We start from the raw sequence: 20,258 nt of genomic DNA, 5'->3' as shown, positions 1-20,258 counted from the left end.
ATCAAGCCGCCTGTGTTTGTAGTGAGTCGAGTGCTACTGCCGATTCTGTTACTTTCACTCTTGCTGTTTTCCAGGGCGGTGTGGCTCTTACTGCCGACCAAACCGGGCTTTCCATTGTCAATGCTAATTGCCGTACTAACTCCAGCATGCCCTGATAGCCTTCGTAACCAAACTCGCGTTCCTGATTGATATCCAGAAATGGTATGCGCGCCTTTAAAGCGGTGTACATATTCCGGCCACCAGCAATTAAAATATCGGCTTTATAATCACGCACTATTTGCAGCAATGCTTTAGGGCTGCCATCTTCTATCATTAAGGTATCTTCGCCCATCAATTCGCGAATACGTGCCTTATCCTCTTCGGTCGATTTTTTGGTGCCGGTAGCCACCACCACCATGCCCAAATCCTGTAAAGCTGAGATTACCGACCAACTTTTCACGCCACCCGTAAACAATAACACCCGCTTACCTTGTAAACGTTGTTTCCAAGGTTCTAATTCGATACGTATGCGTGCTTCCTCACGAGCAATAATGGCTTCTGTGCGGCTAATTAAATCAGCGTCGTTAATCACTCTGGCAAAGTCACGCAAGGCCTGACTGGTATCAGTAATGCCGTAAAAACTGCCCTCAAACCAAGGAGTGCCATAGTCTTTTTGTAAACGTCTGGCCACATTCACCATCGCTTTAGAACACACCATCATATTGACTTCGGCTTTGTGCATGGTTTGCACTTCACGGAAACGTGCGTCTCCAGATAAGGTACACAGAACCCGCAAGCCCATTTCATCCAGCAACGGCAACACATGCCAAAATTCGCCAGCGATATTGTATTCACCCACCAGATTTACATCGTGTACCTTAATTCCGGGGCGTTCTGATCCAGGTGGCAAAGGGTCTGGGTCACGAGTGCCGATCACGTAATTCAGCATGGCATCACCGGCAATGCGGTTACCTAGATTTTTGGTGCCATAAAAACCCGCGCAATCGATCGGTACCACCGGTACACCCCAGCGTTCAGTAGCCGATTTGCAGGTGGCATTAATGTCGTCCCCCACCAGAGCGGGTACGCAGGTGTTGTAAATAAATACTGCGGGTGGATTGTAAGTATCAATGGCTTGCTTAATTGAATGAAACAGACGCTTTTCACTACGTCCCATTACTACATCCTGCTCGGTAAGATCAGTGGTCATGCCAATTCGATACAATTCTGCACCCGAAGATCGAGTGCCACGGTTATCCCAAGAGCTACCTGCGCAAGCAATCGGGCCATGAACGATATGGGCCACATCGGCAATTGGCAACAGTGCAATTTGCGCACCGTCAAAAGCACATCCACCTGCAGCCGAACCCGGTTTGGGTTTGGAACAGCCGGACTTTTCCTTCTTGTTATGCTCACAAGCCGGTTCGTCTAACATTTCTGCAATATCTTTGCTCGATTTCATGGCAACACACCTCGCTTTGTTGTATTTAACAATGCAACGCGTATGCCATTTATTAAATCATTGATTTTTATTTGTTTTGTGGGCTATATTCTTGTCGCAAATGCTACAAAGGTGTGTGCAGGTGTTGGGCGTGAGGCTACAAAGGTTTGTATGGCAGTCATTGTGTCATGTATATAATTTCTAGTAGTCAGTCCGATTTGTTATAAGGAAAAAGTAAAATTTGTGCTCTGCAACACGCAACTGATAAGGTGTTGTTCTGCACCATTGTAGTAGGGGTATAATCATACGAAAATTTACCCTTATCTATCCAAGAATTAAAATGAAAGAATACCAAGGAAGTTGTCATTGTGGCGGTATTCGTTTTTCATTTAGGGGTGCTGAAATTGTGCGCGGTTTGAAGTGTAATTGTTCAATTTGTCTGCGCAAAGGGGCCATTATGACGGATTATTTGCTTGATCCATCTGCACTTAAGTATGAAGTGCAGAATAGTTGTATGGCAACCTATCAATTTGGCAGTCAGGTCGCTAAACATTATTTTTGTAATAAATGCGGTATCTATACCTTTAATGAATCGCTTCGAAAACCCAGTCATTTTCGTATCAATATAGGATGTATTGCCGACATAGATGCATTAGCACTAGAGTATGATGTTTTCGATGGCGCATCACTGTAAATGTGGAATTAGACACATTTGTAATCTTAACTGAGTCCTCTACTATGCAAATTTTAGATCTTAAAGACGAGCCTGAGCATTTGCCAACATTGGCCGAATGGCATCATCAGCAATGGTATGCTCTCAATCCTGGTGATAGCATTGAAAAACGCATTGTCTATATGCAATCTTATCTGAGTGCCGATTTTATACCCACCACTTTTATCGCAAAAAACGAAGTGTTACTCGGCTCGGCGGCCATTGTCGCTAACGATATGGATACCGAGATGGGTTTGAGTCCCTGGTTGGCGAGTGTGTTTGTGGCACCTGAATACCGAAATAAGGGGGTGGGTAGTCGTTTGGTTAAGCATGTAGCTCTAAAAGCTCAACAGGCGGGTATCGACACGCTTTATCTTTTTACAGATAGAGTCGGCTTTTATGAAAAATTAGGCTGGCAAGTTTTTTCACAGCAGGTTTATTATGGACATAGAGTTACGGTTATGATTATTGAACTAAATAAATCTTAAGCACTCATTTATAACTGAGTTGGTTCAGGAATATCGTAATCGCGAACTGCTCTTGATGTTACTTGGAGATTGCGAACATTTTGAGTTTGGTGTTGGTGTGTTTGGGCTGTGATTTAGGTGATGATAAGCTGACTTAAGCCTATTGGAGGATATTCACGACAGAGCTTAGGCACCAAACTTTCTGCTTTATATTCGTAAATACAACAGATAATGAGTGATTTTTTGTCAGTAACTTAGCTATAAAAAAGACTACTGCCGATAATTAGCGAATACTATGAAATTGCACTGTACTTTAGTTTTGCGCCAATTTAGATTGAGTCGCCTGCTGCTTGCCCTATTGCTGCTTATGCAAGCTGCATGTATGCCTATGACTTATCCGCCAGGTACCAAAACAAGTAACGCCCAGCTTAGTGAGCAAGCATACCTTACCGAAGATGGAGCCAGTTTGCCATTAAGGCAATGGTTACCAAAAAATGAACCCCATGCAGTAATCATCGCCCTGCACGGTTTCAACGATTATAGTCATTTCTTTGATTTGCCAGGTGCCTATTTCAGTCAGCACGGTATTGCTTGTTTTGCTTATGATCAACGCGGTTTTGGTGCAGCTCCCCAGCGGGGTTTATGGGCAGGCAATGAGGCATATGTAAAAGATTTACAGGATTTAGTCAGGCTGGTTAAGCAGCGTTATCCTGCTTACCCCCTGTATCTGCTGGGCGAAAGTATGGGAGGGGCCATTGTTATTACTGCCATGCGTCAGGCAGACATGCCGGAAGTGTCTGGTATTATTCTCGCTGCTCCGGCACTATGGGCCAGATCGACTATGCCGTGGTATCAAACGGGTTTACTGTGGACCCTCGCACACAGCATGCCCTGGTTAACCTTGACTGGCAGAGGTGTGCATGTAATGGCATCGGACAATATCGATATGCTGCGCGCCATGGGGCGTGATCCTTTGGTTATCAAAGCTACACGGATAGAAACGGTCTACGGTTTAACTGATTTAATGGATGCTGCATTTGAAAGTGCCACTTCGCTACGCGTCAATACGTTGATGCTTTATGGTGAAAAGGATGAAATTATTCCTAAGGAACCCACTTATGCATTTTTGCAGCGATTTCTGGCAACCTATGAGGTGGAAAAAACGGTGGCAATTTATCGAAATGGCTATCACATGCTATTACGCGATTTGCAGGCACCCACCACTTGGCAAGATATTGATGCCTGGATTAATAACACGCCAGAGCAGCTACCTTCTGGTGCCGATGTTTGGGCAAAGCAATTGTTAACTAGCCAATCTGAGCATGTTGAATAGCATTAACAGCGCGCAGTTGTTGTCCAATTAACAACCCCAACGTAAAGCGGCAGTATTTACAGGTGCATCCCAATAGTTGAGCATCTCATCATCCAGTAGGCATAAGGTAATGGAACAGCCTGCCATATCCAGTGAGGTGGTGTAATTGCCGACTAATGAGCGGGATATCTGTAAACCGCGCTGTTGCCAAAACTCCCAAGCTAACGCATACATTAAATGCAGTTCAACCATTGGGGTGGCGCCAAAACCATTAACATGCAATAAAACTTGTTGGCCGGGTTGCGGGTTCAGTTCTTCTTGAATATGTCCCGAAAGTCGTTCGACTATTTGGCTGGCGGATACAAGTTTAGTGGTTTCTCGACCATGTTCACCGTGAATGCCAACACCTAATTCAATTTCATCATCCGCTAATATAAAAGTGGGGTGACCCAATGCTGGAACTGTACAGCTAGTTAAGGCGACCCCCATTGACGCGGTAGCCGCATTTACGCGTTCAGCCAGTGCTTTACAGGTAGCCAGATCTGCACCCTGTTCTGCGGCGGCACCCACTATTTTTTCTACAATTAAGGTACCAGCCACCCCGCGTCGCCCTATACTATGGTTCTTCGGTAATGAAACATCATCGTTAATCAGTACCGTGGCATTAGGTAGATCTAGCATTTCTGCAGCCATTTCAAAATTCATTACATCGCCGGCGTAATTTTTGACTATAAAAAGTACGCCCTGACCAGCGTCAACAGCTTGTGCTGCTGCCAGCATCTGATCTGGAGTAGGAGAGGTAAAAATTTGGCCGGGACAGGCTGCGTCGAGCATACCAAGCCCCACAAAACCGCTATGCAGTGGTTCGTGTCCAGAACCTCCACCAGAAATGATGACGACTTTGTCTGTTTTGCCTGTTTTACGCTGTACAAAGCGCGGATCATTATGATACTTAACAATATCTGCGTGTGCCTTGGCAAAGCCTTGCAAGCTGGTTTCCAGTAAGTTTTCTATCGAGTCGATAAATTTTTTCATATGAGTCGTGCCCAAATAATAGTTTTAGGTCAGTTCACGCAGCATACGAGTTATATCTCGAATGTCTTGTCTGATCCAGGTTGGGGAATATTCAACGTGTTTTAGGTCATTTTCATTGGAAATTCCGCTCAACACCATCAGACTGCGGATACCAGCGCGGACTGCGCCAAGTATATCGGTATCTAGTCTGTCGCCAATGGCTATGGTGTAGTCCATGTCTATTCCTAATAATTCCATGGCCTGTTGGTAGATAATCGGTTCGGGTTTGCCGATAATGGTGGGGGCAACGCCTGTTGCAGTTTGCAGGGCGGCCAGTATGGCGCCATTGCCGTGAGTAACGCCATGTTCAGTTGGTAAGGAAATGTCGCCGTTGGTACCAATAAAATAGGCGCCTGCGCGAATGTTTAAAGTAGCCGTTGCTAATTTATCCCAGGATAAGTCTCTATCTAGTCCGCACACTACCAGTTGGGCGCGTTGTTCTGGGTTGGTTTCGTATAAACCTGTTAGGGTAAAACCCAGATCAATTAAAGGTTGACGAGCGCCAATACCGCCAATGACAAACACACGGGTGTGTTCAGGATGATAGTGTTTTGAAAGAAACAGTGCGGTTGCCATACCTGATGTTAAAATTTCATTTAAGGCAACACAAACCCCCATTTTTGCCAGTTTTTCCACGTATTGTTGGGCAGTCATGCTGGCATTATTGGTGGCCAGAACAAAGGGTAGTTTTATGTCGCGCAAAGTTTGAAAAAATTCGACTAAACCAGCCTGTGGCTGGTCGCCATGCCACAGCACGCCATCCATATCGATGATGAGTGCGCGTATATCGGTAAAGTTTTGCATAGTTTTGTCTCGGCTGCTGGGTTGGGTGCCTGTAATTAACTTGGCCCGACTGATTTTTTGCAAAAGAATTGCATAGAATAGTCGTTACTGTCCAGTTATCAGCTAATATTCTGCTAATAAACTTGACTTGTAGAGCATTAATTAGTCTAATACGCGGCTCTTGACGCCCAGGTAGCTCAGTCGGTAGAGCAGAGGACTGAAAATCCTCGTGTCGACGGTTCGATTCCGCCCCTGGGCACCATTAAGATAAGCAATCCGGGTGGTGCCAAAGCTCCTACAGTTGCTTTGGCACATCAGGCTGCAAAGTTAACTGGTTTATGTCAGTTTTTAATTTCTCCTGCAAGCCCTCCACATTGCAACATAATTAAGCCCTCTGAAAATAAACCTATTTTTTTGCCGGATGATTATTCAGGTTAATGCAAATTGGTTTTACATTTCAAGAAAATTCAGTTAGAATTGTCGTACTGACTTGCAGTAAGGTTTTTTCCTTATTAGTTATATTATTTACAGAGTATTTGTTTTTTACAAAACTGTTTACGAGCTGTAATTTTATTTTCAAGATTAATACCGCCCAGGTAGCTCAGTCGGTAGAGCAGAGGACTGAAAATCCTCGTGTCGACAGTTCGATTCTGTCCTTGGGCACCATGTCTTGGTTGGTTTTTTTAAACGACCCCTTTATGGGGTTTTTTATTTTGTGGGCTATTGAATTAGTCAGCAGAGTTATTGTTTAGGGAAGAGCCGTGGGCTCTTTTTTTTTGGGATTTAAAAAGGTGAGGTGTAAATGAAGCAGGCTCCTGAGCATTTGGTAGATTTGATAGAACCAATTGTGGAAGGTCTTGGCTACGAGTGTGTGGGTATTGAATACAATCCGCATCCGCAGCATGGTCTGTTACGTGTTTACATTGATAGCGAGAACGGTATTTTAGTGGATGATTGCAGCAAAGTGAGTCATCAGCTAAGTGGTGTTCTGGATGTGGAAGATCCCATTCAAGGGAATTATCAGTTAGAAGTATCGTCTCCTGGTGCTGATAGGCCTTTTTTTAAACTCAGTCAGTTTCAACATTATATTGGTGGTACAGTCACTATTAATTTGTTTAGTGCCATCGATAAACGTAAAAAATTAACGGGTCAAATTCACGCAGTTGAAGGTGACGATGTTCTGCTACAAGAAGGTGAGCAGATTTTAAGAATTCCATTCCAGGTGATGAGCAAGGCTCGCTTAGTACCGGAATATTTAATATCTAAAGGAGGTCGCAATGGCAAATAAAGAAATTCTATTGGTAGCAGATGTTTTTGCTAATGAAAAAGAAATTGATAAGGAACTTATCTTTCAGGCCATTGAATCAGCCTTGGAAGCTGCCACTGTAAAGCGTTACGAAAATCCGATTAAGGTTAGAGTTTCAATTAATCGCCACACAGGTGATTATGTTACTTACCGTCGTTGGCAGGTAGTAGAGCCTAATCCAGATATTAATGGTGATGTTGAATTTCCCGGTTCGCAGACTCTGCTAGAAGCCGCGCAAATGGAAGAGCCCAATATAAAAGCGGGCGAATTTATTGAAGAGGAAATAGAGTCCGTTGCTTTTTGCCGGATTGCAGCACAAACGGCTAAGCAAGTTATTATTCAAAAAGTTCGTGAAGCGGAACGTAAAAAAATTGTCGATGCTTATCAGGATCGAGTGGGCGAATTAATTACGGGTATAGTTAAACGTCTGGAAAAAGGTAGTGTTTATCTGGATCTAGGTGGACATGTCGAGGCGTATATTGCTCGCGAGGATATGATTCCCAAGGAACCAGTGCGTATGGGTGATCGTATTCGCGGTTATTTAAAGTCGGTACGCTCTGAGTCACGCGGGCCACAGTTATTTGTTAGCCGTACTGCGCCGGAATTGTTAATTGCCTTGTTTCGACTGGAAGTACCTGAAGTTGGCGAAGGCATGATTGATATTATGGGTGCCGCAAGGGATCCTGGCTCTAGGGCTAAAATTGCTGTTAAGGCTAACGATCCGCGATTGGATCCTGTTGGCGCTTGTGTGGGTATGCGTGGCTCAAGAGTACAAGCTATTTCCAATGAGCTTGCTGGCGAAAGGGTGGATATCATCTTATGGAATCCCAATGAAGCACAATTTGTCATCAACGCCATGTCGCCTGCGGAAATTCAATCAATAGTGGTCGATGAAGACAAGCACAGTATGGATTTAGCTGTTTCTACAGATAGCCTTTCTCAAGCCATAGGTCGCGGCGGTCAAAACGTGCGACTGGCCACTGAATTAACGGGTTGGGAGTTAAATATTCACGACTCGGCACAGGTAGACAAAAATCTAGATGCTATTAAATCAAAAGCCATAAAAGAATTTATTGAATTGTTGGATGTCGATGAAGAAATTGCCGCGGTATTAGTAGAGGTTGGGTTAAGCAATATCGAAGAAATTGCATATATACCAGTAGAAGAAATGCTGGAAATTGAAGGTTTCGATGAAGAATTGGTTGAGGCTTTACGTAGTCGTGCCAAAGATGCTTTATTGATAAAAGCCATAGCCTCAGAAGAAAAAATAGAGACATCTGTTCCTAGCGATGAATTATTGGCGATGGAAGATATGGACGACAAATTGGCGCACGAATTAGCCGCTAAAGGGATCGTCACTATGGATGATCTAGCCGAACAGGCGATTGACGACATCATCGAATTTTCTGGCATGACTGAAGAGCGTGCCGGTAAACTAATCATGAAAGCCCGCGAATCTTGGTTTGCAGAGGACAAGGGTTAAGGCAGGAGGACAGTATGAGCGATAAAACAGTACAGGAATTAGCGGAAGTAGTCGGTATTCCTCTTGATCGTTTTTTAGAACAACTGAAAGAAGCTGGCTTATCTGCCGATGCTCCTGATGATGTGATAAACGAAGAGGAAAAAGTTAAACTATTAGCGCATTTACGACAACGTCACGGCAAAACTGCAAAAGATCAGGAAGCTGCCGCCCCTAAGCGTATTACCTTAAAGCGCACCACTAAAACTGAGTTGCGACAATCTTCCATGCCCGGCACTGCCGCTAAAACCGTTAGTGTTGAAGTGCGTAAACAAAAAACCTACATCAAGCGTAGTGATACGGCGCAAAATGAAGAGTCTAAATCGGAAGAACTGGTCAATCCAGATCATGAAGAGCTTCAGCAGGCAATAATCGCTACGGAAATTGAGAATCATTCCGTAACGGAACCTCAAGAGCAGATTGAGATTGCACCGCCTGTGGACGTTCAAATTCCCGATCAGCTTGCTCAAGAAGAAGTGATGGCTAAAGTTGATGAATCTCCTGTAGAAACAGCGCCATTAGCACCCGAACCACAGATAATAGACTCAGTTCCAGTTGTCGAGCAGAATATTGAAAAGGTTGAACCGCTTCCTAAACAGGTTGAGCCTGAGCAAAGTGCTGAAGAGTTATTGGAGATTGAGAAAAAACAACGTTTGGAAGCAGCTGTTCAGCGCACGGCCGAAAAAGTTAAAAAACAGGCCGAAGCTAAACAGCAACAGACGCTACATAAGAAAAAACAGGAGTTTAAACCTGTGCGCCCCACTGCGGTAGCTGCAGAAACTGATTTGGATCGGGGAGATGTGGCACGACGTGGTAAAGGTAAAAAAGGTAAATCGCGTCGTGAGAAACCTGAATTTGATATTGGAGGCGTACCTTCCAAGCATAAGTTTGAAAAGCCTGTTATTCCTGTTGTAAAAGAAGTCACTATTCCTGAGTCGATTATTGTGTCAGATTTGGCGGCTAAAATGAGCGTCAAGGCTGCTGAAGTGATTAAGCATTTGATGAAATTGGGCATCATGTCCACCATCAATCAGCCCATTGATCAGGAAACTGCGGTCATTTTGGTTGAGGAAATGGGTCATACCGCAATTATGCAAAGTGAAGATGACTTTGAACAGGAAATGCTGGCCGAAGTTAAAAGCGAAGGCGATGATCGCAAATTGTTGCCAAGAGCGCCGATTGTTACCATCATGGGTCATGTTGACCATGGTAAAACCTCATTGTTGGATTATATTCGTAAAACGCGTGTTGCCGCTGGCGAAGCGGGTGGAATTACCCAGCATATTGGTGCATACCAAGTGAAGACAGATCATGGATCTGTTACGTTTCTAGATACACCTGGACACGCAGCGTTTACTGCTATGCGTGCCCGTGGTGCCGAAGTCACTGACATTGTTATTGTGGTGGTTGCAGCGGATGATGGCGTTATGCCACAAACCCGCGAAGCCATTGATCATGCGCGTGCAGCTAATGTGCCTATTATTGTGGCACTGAATAAAATTGATAAAAATGAAGCGAATCCTGACAAAGTAATGCAGGAGATGGCAACACTCAATGTAGTCCCTGAAGAATGGGGCGGTGATGTACAGTTCTTAAAAGTATCGGCTAAAACGGGTGCAGGCATTGATGAGCTGATCGAAGCCTTGATTGTACAGGCCGAAGTTTTGGAATTGAAAGCACCCGCAGAAGGTATTGCTTCTGGTATCTGTATTGAATCACGCTTGGATAAAGGGCGTGGCGCAGTTGCTACTGTTCTAATTCAGAAAGGTACCTTAAGTAAAGGTGAGTTTGTGTTATGTGGTCATGAATTTGGCCGTATCCGTGCTATGTTTGATGAAAACTCACACGCTATCAAGTCAGCTGGACCAAGTGCTCCAGTGGAAATTTTGGGTTTGTCCAGTACTCCAGATGCGGGTGACGAATTTTTAGTCGTACAAAATGAACGGATTGCCAGAGAGCTGGCTGCGCATCGTGAAGATCGTAAACGCAGTAATCGACATGCCGCGCAACATGCTTCTAAACTGGATGATGTATTTTCCAGAATGTCAGCCGGTGAATCTTTGACCTTGAACGTAGTGATTAAAACTGACGTGCAGGGTAGTTTGGAAGCATTGCGAGAATCTTTGGTTACTTTATCGACTGACGAAGTTCAAGTTAAATGTATTTATGGTGGTGTGGGTGGTATTAATGAAGGTGATGCCAATTTGGCACTGGCCTCTAGCGCCATTCTAATCGGCTTTAATGTACGTGCTGATGCGGTTGCTCGTAAGCTTATCGAAGAAAAAGATATTGATCTTCATTATTACAGCATCATTTATGAAGCTATTGACGAAGTTAAACGGGCTATTAACGGTATGCTTGCGCCTGAAATACAGGAAAAAATTGTGGGTCTGGCTGAGGTTCGGGATGTATTCCGCTCACCCAAATTCGGCGCAATTGCTGGCTGTATGGTAGTAGATGGTCTTGTTAAACGTAACTTACCTATACGGGTATTACGTAATAACGTGGTGATATACGAAGGACAGCTTGAATCTTTGCGTCGCTTTAAAGATGATGTCAATGAAGTAAAAATGGGTATGGAATGTGGTATTGGCGTTAAAAACTACAACGACGTAAAACCTGGCGATCAGATCGAAGTTTTTGAACGTATTGAAGTGAAACGGGAAATATAATCCATGCCAAAAGAGTTCGGTCGAAGCCAGCGCGTAGCATCGCAAATGCAAAAAGAGCTGGCAACGATTATGCAAAGAGATGTGCGTGATCCGCGTTTGGGTTTAGTGACGGTCAACGAAGTGGTGCTATCCAAAGACTTGGCGGTTGCCAAAGTGTATATCACCATTTTGAATAGCGATGACACTAATAAACTGGGCGGTGTGGCTATTTTGAATGAAATGGCACCCTATATCCGTCATGAGTTAGCCAAACGTATGCGTTTACGACATATATCCGAGTTACATTTTTATTATGATCATTCTTTTGATAATGGAATGAGAGTGTCTGCATTACTGCAGGATTTGGATACTCCTCAACAGGAAGAGGATGTCTAAACGTAAGTCTGGGTTAAATGTGCATGGCATATTGTTGCTCGATAAGCGTCTTGGGGTGTCCTCTAATCAGGCTTTGCAGGAAGTCCGGCGCTTGTTAAATGCAAATAAAGCCGGGCATACTGGCAGTCTGGATCCACTGGCTACCGGTTTGCTGCCCTTGTGTTTTGGTGAAGCAACCAAGGTTTCGACATTAATGTTGGATCATAATAAGCGCTACCAGGTAACCGTTAAGCTGGGTGTGATGACGGATACTGGAGATGCTGAAGGGCAGATTATTGCTGAAATGCCTATACCTGTATTATCGGAACAAATTTTGCACGATTGTATGCAGCATTTTTTAGGTGATATTGAGCAGGTGCCGCCCATGTATTCGGCGCTTAAGCATCAGGGTAAAAAACTGTACGAATTGGCTCGCGAGGGCAAAACCGTAGACAGGCCCGCGAGGCGTATTCATATTTTTTCGCTCAAGTTGTTAACCTTTACGGCCGACCAGCTAATGTTGGATGTGGCCTGTTCCAAAGGTACTTATATCCGTTCGCTGGCCGAAGATATGGGGCATTACTTGGGTAGTTGCGGCACGGTTACTGCTCTACGTAGAATAGAATCAGGCCCTTTTTCCATTCAGCAGGCAATTACTCTGCCTGAGCTGCAGGAGATGGGAAGTGCGCAAGTGATTGATAAGTTGTTGCCGATAGATCTGCCTTTGGCAGATATACCCATGGTGAATTTATCACCAGAACAATCTATTTGTATCAAACAAGGGCAGCAAATTTCTTACGCTGCGCCCAAGTTGGGATCGGTTAGAATTTACTGTCAAAATGCCTTTTTAGGGTTGGGAGAATTGCTAATAAATGGTAAACTAGCCCCTAAGAAAATCTTTAATTTGGATAATCACATATTAGGATAATCTGAAAAAAAATTCATTGGTTTCTGCACCCTATTGTCGAAACCATGATGTACTCGCCGTCATTATGGCGGTTTTATTAAAACTTTATATATTTGATAGGGATTAACAATGTCGTTAACCGCAGAACAAAAAAAAACCATCGTCGAAGAATACCGTTTATCAGACTCTGATACCGGTTCCACAGAAGTGCAAGTGGCTTTATTAACTGCCAACATTAATCAGTTGACACCACATTTTGCCGCGCATAAAAAAGACAACCATTCACGTCGTGGTTTGCTGCGTATGGTTAACCAACGTCGTAAGTTGTTGGATTATCTTAAAGATTCTGATATTACCCGTTACCGCTCACTGATTGAGCGTTTGGGTATCCGTAAGTAATTTCAAGTATGAAACGGCACATACAGTTGTCGTTTCATATTGCTATCAATTCAAATCAACCTAACCCAGGAAGCTTATAGTGACTCCTATCAGGAAACAATTTCAATACGGCGATCGTCTCGTCACACTAGAAACCGGAGAAATTGCCCGCCAAGCCCATGGTGCCGTAATAATCGATGTCGACGGTACTTCTTTGTTGGTGACGGTAGTTGGCAAAAAAGAAGCGAGTGGCGGTGATTTTTTCCCGCTTACTGTCAATTATCAAGAAAAAGCATTTGCTGCTGGCAAAATTCCAGGTGGCTTCTTTAAACGCGAAGGTCGTCCAAGCGAAAACGAAACACTGATTTCTCGCTTGATTGATCGGCCGATACGTCCACTGTTTCCCGAAGGTTTTACCAACGAAGTACAAATCATTGCGACTGTGGTTTCCCTAAATCCAGAAGTGGATACAGAAATTCCAGCCTTGTTGGGTGCTTCTGCGGCATTAGCTATCTCCGGATTACCTTTCAATGGTCCGTTAGGTGCGGCCTGTGTAGGTTATAAAGATGATGCCTATATTCTGAATCCTTCCTTGCCTGCTTTAAAAGAATCGCGTCTGCAATTAGTGGTAGCCGGTACTCAGAAAGCGGTACTAATGGTTGAATCTGAGGCTGATTTACTGTCCGAAGAAATTATGTTGGGTGCCGTTTTATTTGGGCATGAACATCTGCAAGTGGCTATTAATGCCATTACTGAATTTGCTGCTGAAGTGGCTACTCCGGCGATTAGTTGGACACCAGCTGCCAGCAACGATGCATTGAAAGCGGCAGTAACTGCTGCAGCTGAAGAAAGCATTAAAGCTGCTTATCAAGTTGCTGAAAAACTGGCCAGACAAGACCAGCTTAGCGATATTAGACGTGCTGTTGTGGACAAACTGACGGCTGATGAATTGTTTGCCGAAAAAGATATCCGCAATGCCATTGAACAATTAGAATACGAAGTGGTGCGTGGTGCAATTTTGCAAGATCACAAACGTATTGATGGTCGTGATTTAAGTACCGTTAGACCCATTCATATCAGAACAGGGGTACTGCCAAGAACTCATGGTTCGGCACTGTTTACCCGTGGTGAAACTCAGGCATTGGTTGTGGCTACATTGGGTACTGATCGTGATGCACAAATTATTGATGCACTGTCAGGCGAATACAAAGATCCATTCATGCTGCATTACAATTTCCCTCCTTACAGCGTAGGCGAAACTGGTTTTGTTGGTTCACCAAAACGCCGTGAAATTGGTCATGGTCGTTTGGCTAAACGTGGTGTAGCGGCAGTGTTGCCAAACATGAATGAGTTTCCTTACGTGATTCGGGTAGTATCAGAAATTACCGAATCTAACGGTTCCAGTTCTATGGCCAGTGTCTGCGGCAGTAGTTTGGCATTAATGGATGCGGGTGTACCCATTAAATCACCGGTTGCAGGTATTGCCATGGGTTTGATTAAAGAAGGCGATGCATTCGCAGTACTATCAGATATTCTGGGTGATGAAGATCATCTGGGCGATATGGATTTCAAAGTCGCGGGTTCTGAAAATGGCGTGACAGCATTGCAAATGGATATCAAGATTGATGGCATTACAGCTGAAATCATGAAAGTGGCGCTGGAACAAGCTAAACAAGGTCGCTTGCATATTTTGAGCGAAATGAATAAAGCCTTGTCCAGCACACGTGAAAACATGTCTGATTATGCGCCGCGTATCATTACCTTCAAAATTGATCCGAGCAAAATTCGTGAAGTTATCGGTAAAGGTGGTGTGACTATCCGCAGTATTACCGAACAAACCGGAGCAAGCATTGATCTTAATGATGATGGTGTAGTTAATATTGCCTCTGTAGACAAAGCCGCCGGCGAAGAAGCTCGTCGCATGATCGAAGAAATTACAGCTGAAGTTGAAGTGGGTAAAACTTACGAAGGTAAGGTAGTTCGTCTGATGGACTTCGGTGCATTCGTTACTATTTTGCCAGGTAAAGATGGTTTGGTACACATTTCGCAAATTTCTGATGAACGTGTAGAAAAAGTCAGCGACAAATTATCAGAAGGCGATGTCGTCAGAGTTAAAGTACTGGAAATTGATCGTCAAGGTCGAGTGCGTTTAAGCATGAAAGATCTAGAAGACTAATGATCTAGTCCTTTCTTAGGCAAACAGCAGATAAACCCGCGTAATACTTTAAGTGTTATGCGGGTTTTTTATGTATGAAAGAAATATAAGGTTTTAAAATGTTATTTTTATCTGTCCACATAGATTGCAACACCAATAGCGTGTAGACTAAGCATATAGCAATCGACAGTTTTTCCACGTCGGTCAACAAGTCAATTTATTCTGCCAAACAGCTAGCGGGTATGCCCACATCTTATCCTAACCCCTACCCCAGCGGTAAAACTATCCACATATATGGTGTAGTGCAAGGAGTTGGTTTTCGACCAACTGTTTGGCGACTGGCGCAAAAGTTTGGATTAATTGGTAGAGTTTGGAATGAGGGTGACAATGTCACTATTCAAGCTTGGGGTGCGCCATCAGCCTTAACCGACTTCATTCAGCAGCTAAGTTTACAAGCGCCACCACTGGCCAGAGTCCTACAAATAACCAGCAAACTACTGGATATGCCAGCTGATATTGCCGAGTTTTGCATTGTTGACAGTGAAATAGGCGCCACCTATACACAAATCGCAGCCGATGCCGCTACCTGTATTGCCTGCTTGGCAGAAATAAACAATCCAGCTAACCGTCGCTATCGTTATGCGTTTACTAATTGTACGCATTGTGGTCCGCGATTTTCCATCATACATAGCCTGCCATATGATCGTAAGCATACCTCCATGGCTGAATTTGAACAATGTCCCGCTTGTTTAAGCGAATATGAAAATCCGGCAGATCGGCGTTTTCACGCGCAGCCGAATGCCTGCCCTCTTTGTGGGCCACAGTTAATGTTAGTAAACCGGCAAGGTTTGTCGCCTGTTTCGCTAGATAACAAAAAAGATGTTATAGCCATCACCGCAGATTTAATTCGTCAAGGTTATATTATTGCCGTTAAGAGTCTGGGTGGTTTTCATCTAGCGTGTGATGCTACTAATCAACAAGCAGTCAGCGAATTACGCAAACGCAAACAACGTGATCAAAAACCGTTTGCGATTATGGTCAGGGATACCGATATGTTACATAGTTTGGCGTCATTCACTGTGGTCGAACAGCATTTATTAAAGCAAGCTGCAGCACCCATAGTGTTGCTGGCAAAAAAAGATAATGAAATGCTGGCAATAGCCATTGCACCTGGACAAAATACGCTGGGCTGTATGCTGCCCTATACACCGTTGCACCATAGCCTGATGCAGGATCTAAATCGTCCTATGGTATTGACCTCTGCCAATCGAAATGCCGAACCACAATGTGTGGATAATCATGACGCTCAACAACGCTTAGCGGATATTGCCGATTATTGGCTGCTACATAATCGACAAATAATAAACGGACTTGATGATTCAGTAGTGCGCGTTATTGATTCCCAAGCTAGGCTGTTAAGAAGAGCGCGTGGCTATGCCCCAGTATCGTTAGCATTACCGGGTGGTTTCGAAAAAGCACATGGCATTATAGGTATGGGAGGAGAATTAAAAAATACCTTTTGCCTGCTGCAAGACCAGCAAGGGATTTTATCACCCTATATCGGCGATCTGGAAAATGCCTTAACACATCAAAATTATCGGCATAAATTAGCGTTGTATCAGGATTTATTCAATTTTAAAGCACAAGTCATTGCTGTAGATCGTCATGAAGGCTATTTATCGACACAATATGGTCGGCAATGGGCAGCAGCACAGTCTCTTAAAATAGTCACCGTACAACATCATCATGCGCATATCGCCGCCTGTATGGCGGAGTATGGTTTAGCTATCGATACTCCTGCACTAGTGGGCGTAGCTTTGGATGGCCTAGGGTTGGGAGAAGATGGGCAGTTATGGGGCGGCGAGTTTTTCAAGGTAGACTATCGTCAATGTGCGCGTTTAGCAACTTTTCAGTCTATTCCTATGCTGGGTGGTACGCAGGCCATTTTGCAACCTTGGCGAAATACCTATGCCCACCTCAAACAGTATTTTGATTGGCAAACCGTAAACCAGCAATTTGCTGAACTGGACATCATGCGCTACCTTAACACGCAAGCTCTCAATGTATTTGACCGGATGCTGGAAAAACAAATAAATACACCACTAACCAGTTCCTGTGGGCGCTGGTTTGATGCCTTTGCCGCAGTGCTAGGTATTTGTTTGGATACTTGCAGTTATGAAGGCCAAGCTGCTATCAGTTTGGAAAATTTGGCAGAACCCATGTTTATTTCGCAGCGCGGTTTCGGGTATGCCTATAAAAGCAGTAGCGAAAATGATGTGTTGATATTAAGCTGGCAACCATTTTGGCTAGGTGTGCTGAACGATTTATTGGCAGGGGTAGATAAAGCCATCATCGCCGCACGTGTTCATCACGGGCTGGCGCAAGCTATTGCTCAAACTGCATTACAGCTATGTACGCAAGTTAATAGTGATATTGTTATTTTAAGCGGTGGCGTGTTTCAGAATCGTTTACTGTTGGAAGAAGTCAGTCAACTTTTACGTTTGGCAAATAAACTGCCGTTATCACCGGCTAAACTGCCTTGTAATGATGGTGGGTTGGCACTGGGGCAGGCTGTGATTGCAGCGGCTAGGCAGGAGAGTTTATGTTAACCCAATCGCGTATAGTCAGATAAATCTGTTACACATCCGCTTACTATGTCAGAGCTCAAAATTATGAAATGGTATACTAGTAAATAAGGTAGAGAGCTGTTAATCAACAGGTTAGGATTCCCGTGAAACACGCTCATCGCCGCTAATCAGCGAAGACAATGTGCGCTACAATAAATTTATTTGCGAGAATAACCACATGTCTACTTTATTCATACATGGTGATGACCACATTCCCTATAATCTCATTAATGCACTGGGCTTAAAACCTGGTGCTGAGCTAGCTTTTGAGCGTCAAGGTGACGCAATTGTTATGCGGCAGGTTAAATCAAAAAAATCTCTCGGGTTGAAGATGGCCCCCGAATTTTAGGTTATACCTGTTCAACAGTTACGCTGGAAGAAATGGATGCTGCCATTGCCAAAGGCTCGGCGCAATCGTTGTGAAGAGCCGTAGGCTGGGTTGAACAACGTGAAACCCAGCAAATGCTTTGAAATTACCGAGCTTTTTTGCAATCAAACTATCCTTTGGATTGCAATGCTTATCAGCTTTGAAGCTGGGTTTCATTATCATTTACCCCAGCAGTGCTTTGCCAAGCACTAAAATTATCTTAATCTTTCAATCCCAACACATCTTGCATATCGAACAAACCGTGTTGTTTGTCTGCTAACCACAACGCTGCTCTAACAGCGCCATTGGCAAAGGTCATCCGGCTGCTGGCTTTATGCGTAATTTCAAGACGCTCACCTTCATCCGCAAACATAACCGTATGTTCGCCTACAATATCGCCAGCACGAATAGTTGAAAAACCGATGGTTTTACGATCACGTGCGCCAGTATCACCCTCACGACCATAAATGGCACATTCCTGTAAATTACGCCCCAAAGTTGCGGCAACCACTTCGCCCATGCGCAACGCTGTTCCAGAGGGCGCATCAACTTTGTGGCGGTGATGAGCTTCTATTACTTCAATATCGGTGTACTCCCCCATCACTTTGGCAGCTATTTCCAGAAGTTTTAGGGATAAATTGACACCTACGCTCATATTAGGTGCCATAACAATAGCAATATCTTCAGCGGCAGCATTAATCACAGCTTTCTGCGCATCGTTATAACCGGTAGTGCCAATCACTATTTTTTTACCTGCTTGTTGGCAGATGTCAATAATGTGCATGGAAGGTTCGGCGCGGGTAAAATCAATCAGTACATCAAAATCATCAATAACTGACGCCAAATCATCCGTTACCTTAACTCCCAGTGTGGCTATGCCAGCCAGTTCTCCTGCATCTTTACCAATAGACAGGCTTTCAGGTCTTGAAATAGCAACAGTGAGTTGGGTTTGATCATTTAAGGCAACTGCCTTGATTAAACTTAACCCCATGCGGCCGGATACGCCGACTAATGCGATACGCTGCATGCTTTATCCTGTCAATTTATCGAAAAAGTTCTTAACGCCATCCATAAAGCTATGTTCCTGAGGGCTGTGGTGCTTACCGCCGCCAGACAGGGACTCGCCCAGTTTTTCGATTAAGGCTTTTTGTTCTTTAGTTAAATGCACAGGTGTTTCTAATTGCACCCGGCATAATAAATCCCCAGTGATACCGCCACGCACCGGTTTCACGCCTTTGCCACGTAATCTAAACAATTTGCCAGTTTGAGTTTCAGGCGGGATTTTAAGTTTAACTTTGCCATCCAGAGTCGGCACTTCCAGTTCACCACCTAAGCAAGCAGTAGGGAAACTGATGGGGACTTCGCAAAATAGATTAGCGCCGTCGCGCGTAAAAATGCTGTGATCCTTGACTTGTACTTGCACGTATAAATCGCCGGAAGGTCCGCCGTTTACGCCAGCTTCGCCTTCGCCACCCAAACGAATCCTGTCACCAGTGTCAACCCCAGCGGGTACTTTAACGGATAGTGTTTTAGTTTCCTGTATACGTCCTTGCCCGTAACATTTTGGGCATGGATCTTTAATTTGTTTGCCATTACCCCGACAAGTGGGGCAGGTTTGCTGTACAGAAAAGATACCCTGCTGCATTCTGACCTGACCGTGGCCATGACAGGTAGTACAGATAATGGGAGAACTGCCTTTTTTGGCACCACTACCGCTACATTCACCACAGGTAGTCAATACAGGCACTTTTACGGTGGCTTCGGTACCGCCTACCGCTTCTTCCAGCGTTAATTCTAGGTTATAGCGTAAGTCCGCGCCGCGCTGCACGCTGCTACGCTGCTGGCGTCCACCCGCAGCACCGCCGAAAAAATCGCCAAACATTTCGCTAAAAATATCGCCAAAACCTGCGTCGCCAGGGCCGCCGCGTCCACCACCCATGGATTGATCAACACCCGCATGACCAAACTGATCATAAGCGGCACGTTTTTTAGGATCGGATAAAATCTCGTATGCTTCCTTGATTTGCTTAAATTTCTTTTCGGCTTCATCAGGGTTGTCGTTGTTTCTATCGGGGTGAAACTTCATAGCCATACGCCGATAACTTTTCTTGATCTCGGCGTCGCTTGCGGTTTTATCGACTTCTAACAGTTTATAAAAATCTTCTTTTGCCATAACGTAGAAAACCGTTGGCGCTAACCAACGGT

17 protein-coding genes and 2 tRNA genes are annotated in these 20,258 nt (G+C 44.4%); 14 read left to right on the top strand and 5 right to left on the bottom strand.

The features are described from left to right. Window position 1: 1 nt before the first annotated feature. Window positions 2-1,441 (bottom strand): nitrogenase iron-molybdenum cofactor biosynthesis protein NifE, encoded by a 1,440-nt coding sequence (gene nifE / locus ABH008_RS00550; protein ID WP_347987926.1) that lies wholly within the window; start codon window positions 1,439-1,441, stop codon window positions 2-4. A 319-nt stretch (window positions 1,442-1,760) separates the two neighbouring features. Here nifE and ABH008_RS00545 point away from each other — a divergent pair, with 319 nt between their 5' ends. From ABH008_RS00545 to ABH008_RS00535, 3 genes are all read left to right on the top strand, one after another. Further along, on the top strand, window positions 1,761-2,114 hold the full coding sequence (locus ABH008_RS00545; protein WP_347987925.1) for a GFA family protein: 354 nt from the start codon (window positions 1,761-1,763) through the stop codon (window positions 2,112-2,114). A gap of 44 nt (window positions 2,115-2,158) precedes the next feature. Further along, window positions 2,159-2,620, top strand: coding sequence for a GNAT family N-acetyltransferase (locus ABH008_RS00540; protein WP_347987924.1), 462 nt, complete (start codon window positions 2,159-2,161; stop codon window positions 2,618-2,620). A 361-nt stretch (window positions 2,621-2,981) separates the two neighbouring features. Beyond that, window positions 2,982-3,932 (top strand): lysophospholipase, encoded by a 951-nt coding sequence (locus tag ABH008_RS00535; RefSeq protein WP_347987923.1) that lies wholly within the window; start codon window positions 2,982-2,984, stop codon window positions 3,930-3,932. A gap of 27 nt (window positions 3,933-3,959) precedes the next feature. Here ABH008_RS00535 and dhaK read toward each other — a convergent pair whose 3' ends face one another. Beyond that, window positions 3,960-4,946 (bottom strand): dihydroxyacetone kinase subunit DhaK, encoded by a 987-nt coding sequence (gene dhaK / locus ABH008_RS00530; protein WP_347987922.1) that lies wholly within the window; start codon window positions 4,944-4,946, stop codon window positions 3,960-3,962. 24 nt (window positions 4,947-4,970) lie between these two features. Then, a complete protein-coding gene (locus ABH008_RS00525; protein ID WP_347987921.1) occupies window positions 4,971-5,789 on the bottom strand; it encodes an HAD-IIA family hydrolase in 819 nt (272 codons plus the stop codon). A 165-nt stretch (window positions 5,790-5,954) separates the two neighbouring features. On the opposite strand from ABH008_RS00525, the gene ABH008_RS00520 reads away from it, so the two are divergent. From ABH008_RS00520 to ABH008_RS00470, 11 genes are all read left to right on the top strand, one after another. Next, window positions 5,955-6,030: transfer RNA gene (locus ABH008_RS00520), tRNA-Phe, on the top strand. A 328-nt stretch (window positions 6,031-6,358) separates the two neighbouring features. Next, window positions 6,359-6,434, top strand: a tRNA-Phe gene (locus ABH008_RS00515). A 136-nt stretch (window positions 6,435-6,570) separates the two neighbouring features. Further along, window positions 6,571-7,056, top strand: a complete 486-nt coding sequence (gene rimP, locus ABH008_RS00510) for a ribosome maturation factor RimP (RefSeq protein WP_347987920.1) — start codon at window positions 6,571-6,573, stop codon at window positions 7,054-7,056. Continuing rightward, window positions 7,046-8,557: a transcription termination factor NusA gene (nusA, locus tag ABH008_RS00505; RefSeq protein WP_347987919.1), complete on the top strand. Its 1,512-nt coding sequence runs from the start codon at window positions 7,046-7,048 to the stop codon at window positions 8,555-8,557. Before rimP ends, nusA begins: the two co-directional genes overlap by 11 nt. A gap of 14 nt (window positions 8,558-8,571) precedes the next feature. Beyond that, window positions 8,572-11,265: a translation initiation factor IF-2 gene (infB, locus tag ABH008_RS00500; protein WP_347987918.1), complete on the top strand. Its 2,694-nt coding sequence runs from the start codon at window positions 8,572-8,574 to the stop codon at window positions 11,263-11,265. Window positions 11,266-11,268: 3 nt separating this feature from the next. Further along, entirely contained in the window at window positions 11,269-11,640 is a 372-nt protein-coding gene (rbfA, locus tag ABH008_RS00495) for a 30S ribosome-binding factor RbfA (protein ID WP_347987917.1), read from the top strand. Next, window positions 11,633-12,547 (top strand): tRNA pseudouridine(55) synthase TruB, encoded by a 915-nt coding sequence (gene truB / locus ABH008_RS00490; protein ID WP_347987916.1) that lies wholly within the window; start codon window positions 11,633-11,635, stop codon window positions 12,545-12,547. The genes rbfA and truB overlap by 8 nt, the downstream gene beginning before the upstream one ends. 108 nt (window positions 12,548-12,655) lie before the next feature. Further along, the gene (gene rpsO, locus ABH008_RS00485) at window positions 12,656-12,925 is read left to right on the top strand and encodes a 30S ribosomal protein S15 (protein ID WP_347987915.1); all 270 of its coding nucleotides are present in this window, start codon (window positions 12,656-12,658) and stop codon (window positions 12,923-12,925) included. A gap of 79 nt (window positions 12,926-13,004) precedes the next feature. Further along, window positions 13,005-15,080 carry a polyribonucleotide nucleotidyltransferase gene (gene pnp / locus ABH008_RS00480; protein ID WP_347987914.1) on the top strand — a complete coding sequence of 692 codons (2,076 nt, stop codon included), beginning with the start codon at window positions 13,005-13,007 and terminating at the stop codon, window positions 15,078-15,080. Window positions 15,081-15,301: 221 nt separating this feature from the next. Beyond that, complete coding sequence (gene hypF / locus ABH008_RS00475) at window positions 15,302-17,668, top strand: carbamoyltransferase HypF (protein ID WP_347987913.1); 2,367 nt, start codon at window positions 15,302-15,304, stop codon at window positions 17,666-17,668. Between the two features lie 196 nt (window positions 17,669-17,864). Beyond that, entirely contained in the window at window positions 17,865-18,035 is a 171-nt protein-coding gene (locus tag ABH008_RS00470; protein ID WP_347987912.1) for an AbrB/MazE/SpoVT family DNA-binding domain-containing protein, read from the top strand. A 238-nt stretch (window positions 18,036-18,273) separates the two neighbouring features. On the opposite strand, the gene dapB is transcribed toward ABH008_RS00470, so the two are convergent. Beyond that, complete coding sequence (dapB, locus tag ABH008_RS00465) at window positions 18,274-19,080, bottom strand: 4-hydroxy-tetrahydrodipicolinate reductase (protein ID WP_347987911.1); 807 nt, start codon at window positions 19,078-19,080, stop codon at window positions 18,274-18,276. A gap of 3 nt (window positions 19,081-19,083) precedes the next feature. Next, window positions 19,084-20,226: a molecular chaperone DnaJ gene (gene dnaJ, locus ABH008_RS00460; protein WP_347987910.1), complete on the bottom strand. Its 1,143-nt coding sequence runs from the start codon at window positions 20,224-20,226 to the stop codon at window positions 19,084-19,086. Between the last annotated feature and the right edge of the window lie 32 nt (window positions 20,227-20,258).

The organism is Methylomonas sp. AM2-LC, assembly GCF_039904985.1.
GTDB lineage: Bacteria > Pseudomonadota > Gammaproteobacteria > Methylococcales > Methylomonadaceae > Methylomonas.
This window is presented reverse-complemented; position numbering and strand designations above follow the sequence as displayed.

Coding starts and splice junctions, on each gene's coding strand:
- infB (WP_347987918.1), top strand. CDS start 8,572: ATGAGCGATAAAACAGTACAGGAATTAGCGGAAGTAGTCGGTATTCCT.
- truB (WP_347987916.1), top strand. CDS start 11,633: ATGTCTAAACGTAAGTCTGGGTTAAATGTGCATGGCATATTGTTGCTC.
- rbfA (WP_347987917.1), top strand. CDS start 11,269: ATGCCAAAAGAGTTCGGTCGAAGCCAGCGCGTAGCATCGCAAATGCAA.
- ABH008_RS00540 (WP_347987924.1), top strand. CDS start 2,159: ATGCAAATTTTAGATCTTAAAGACGAGCCTGAGCATTTGCCAACATTG.
- rimP (WP_347987920.1), top strand. CDS start 6,571: ATGAAGCAGGCTCCTGAGCATTTGGTAGATTTGATAGAACCAATTGTG.
- ABH008_RS00545 (WP_347987925.1), top strand. CDS start 1,761: ATGAAAGAATACCAAGGAAGTTGTCATTGTGGCGGTATTCGTTTTTCA.
- ABH008_RS00525 (WP_347987921.1), bottom strand. CDS start 5,789: ATGCAAAACTTTACCGATATACGCGCACTCATCATCGATATGGATGGC.
- rpsO (WP_347987915.1), top strand. CDS start 12,656: ATGTCGTTAACCGCAGAACAAAAAAAAACCATCGTCGAAGAATACCGT.
- nifE (WP_347987926.1), bottom strand. CDS start 1,441: ATGAAATCGAGCAAAGATATTGCAGAAATGTTAGACGAACCGGCTTGT.
- ABH008_RS00470 (WP_347987912.1), top strand. CDS start 17,865: ATGTCTACTTTATTCATACATGGTGATGACCACATTCCCTATAATCTC.
- ABH008_RS00535 (WP_347987923.1), top strand. CDS start 2,982: ATGCCTATGACTTATCCGCCAGGTACCAAAACAAGTAACGCCCAGCTT.
- dhaK (WP_347987922.1), bottom strand. CDS start 4,946: ATGAAAAAATTTATCGACTCGATAGAAAACTTACTGGAAACCAGCTTG.
- hypF (WP_347987913.1), top strand. CDS start 15,302: ATGCCCACATCTTATCCTAACCCCTACCCCAGCGGTAAAACTATCCAC.
- dapB (WP_347987911.1), bottom strand. CDS start 19,080: ATGCAGCGTATCGCATTAGTCGGCGTATCCGGCCGCATGGGGTTAAGT.
- dnaJ (WP_347987910.1), bottom strand. CDS start 20,226: ATGGCAAAAGAAGATTTTTATAAACTGTTAGAAGTCGATAAAACCGCA.
- nusA (WP_347987919.1), top strand. CDS start 7,046: ATGGCAAATAAAGAAATTCTATTGGTAGCAGATGTTTTTGCTAATGAA.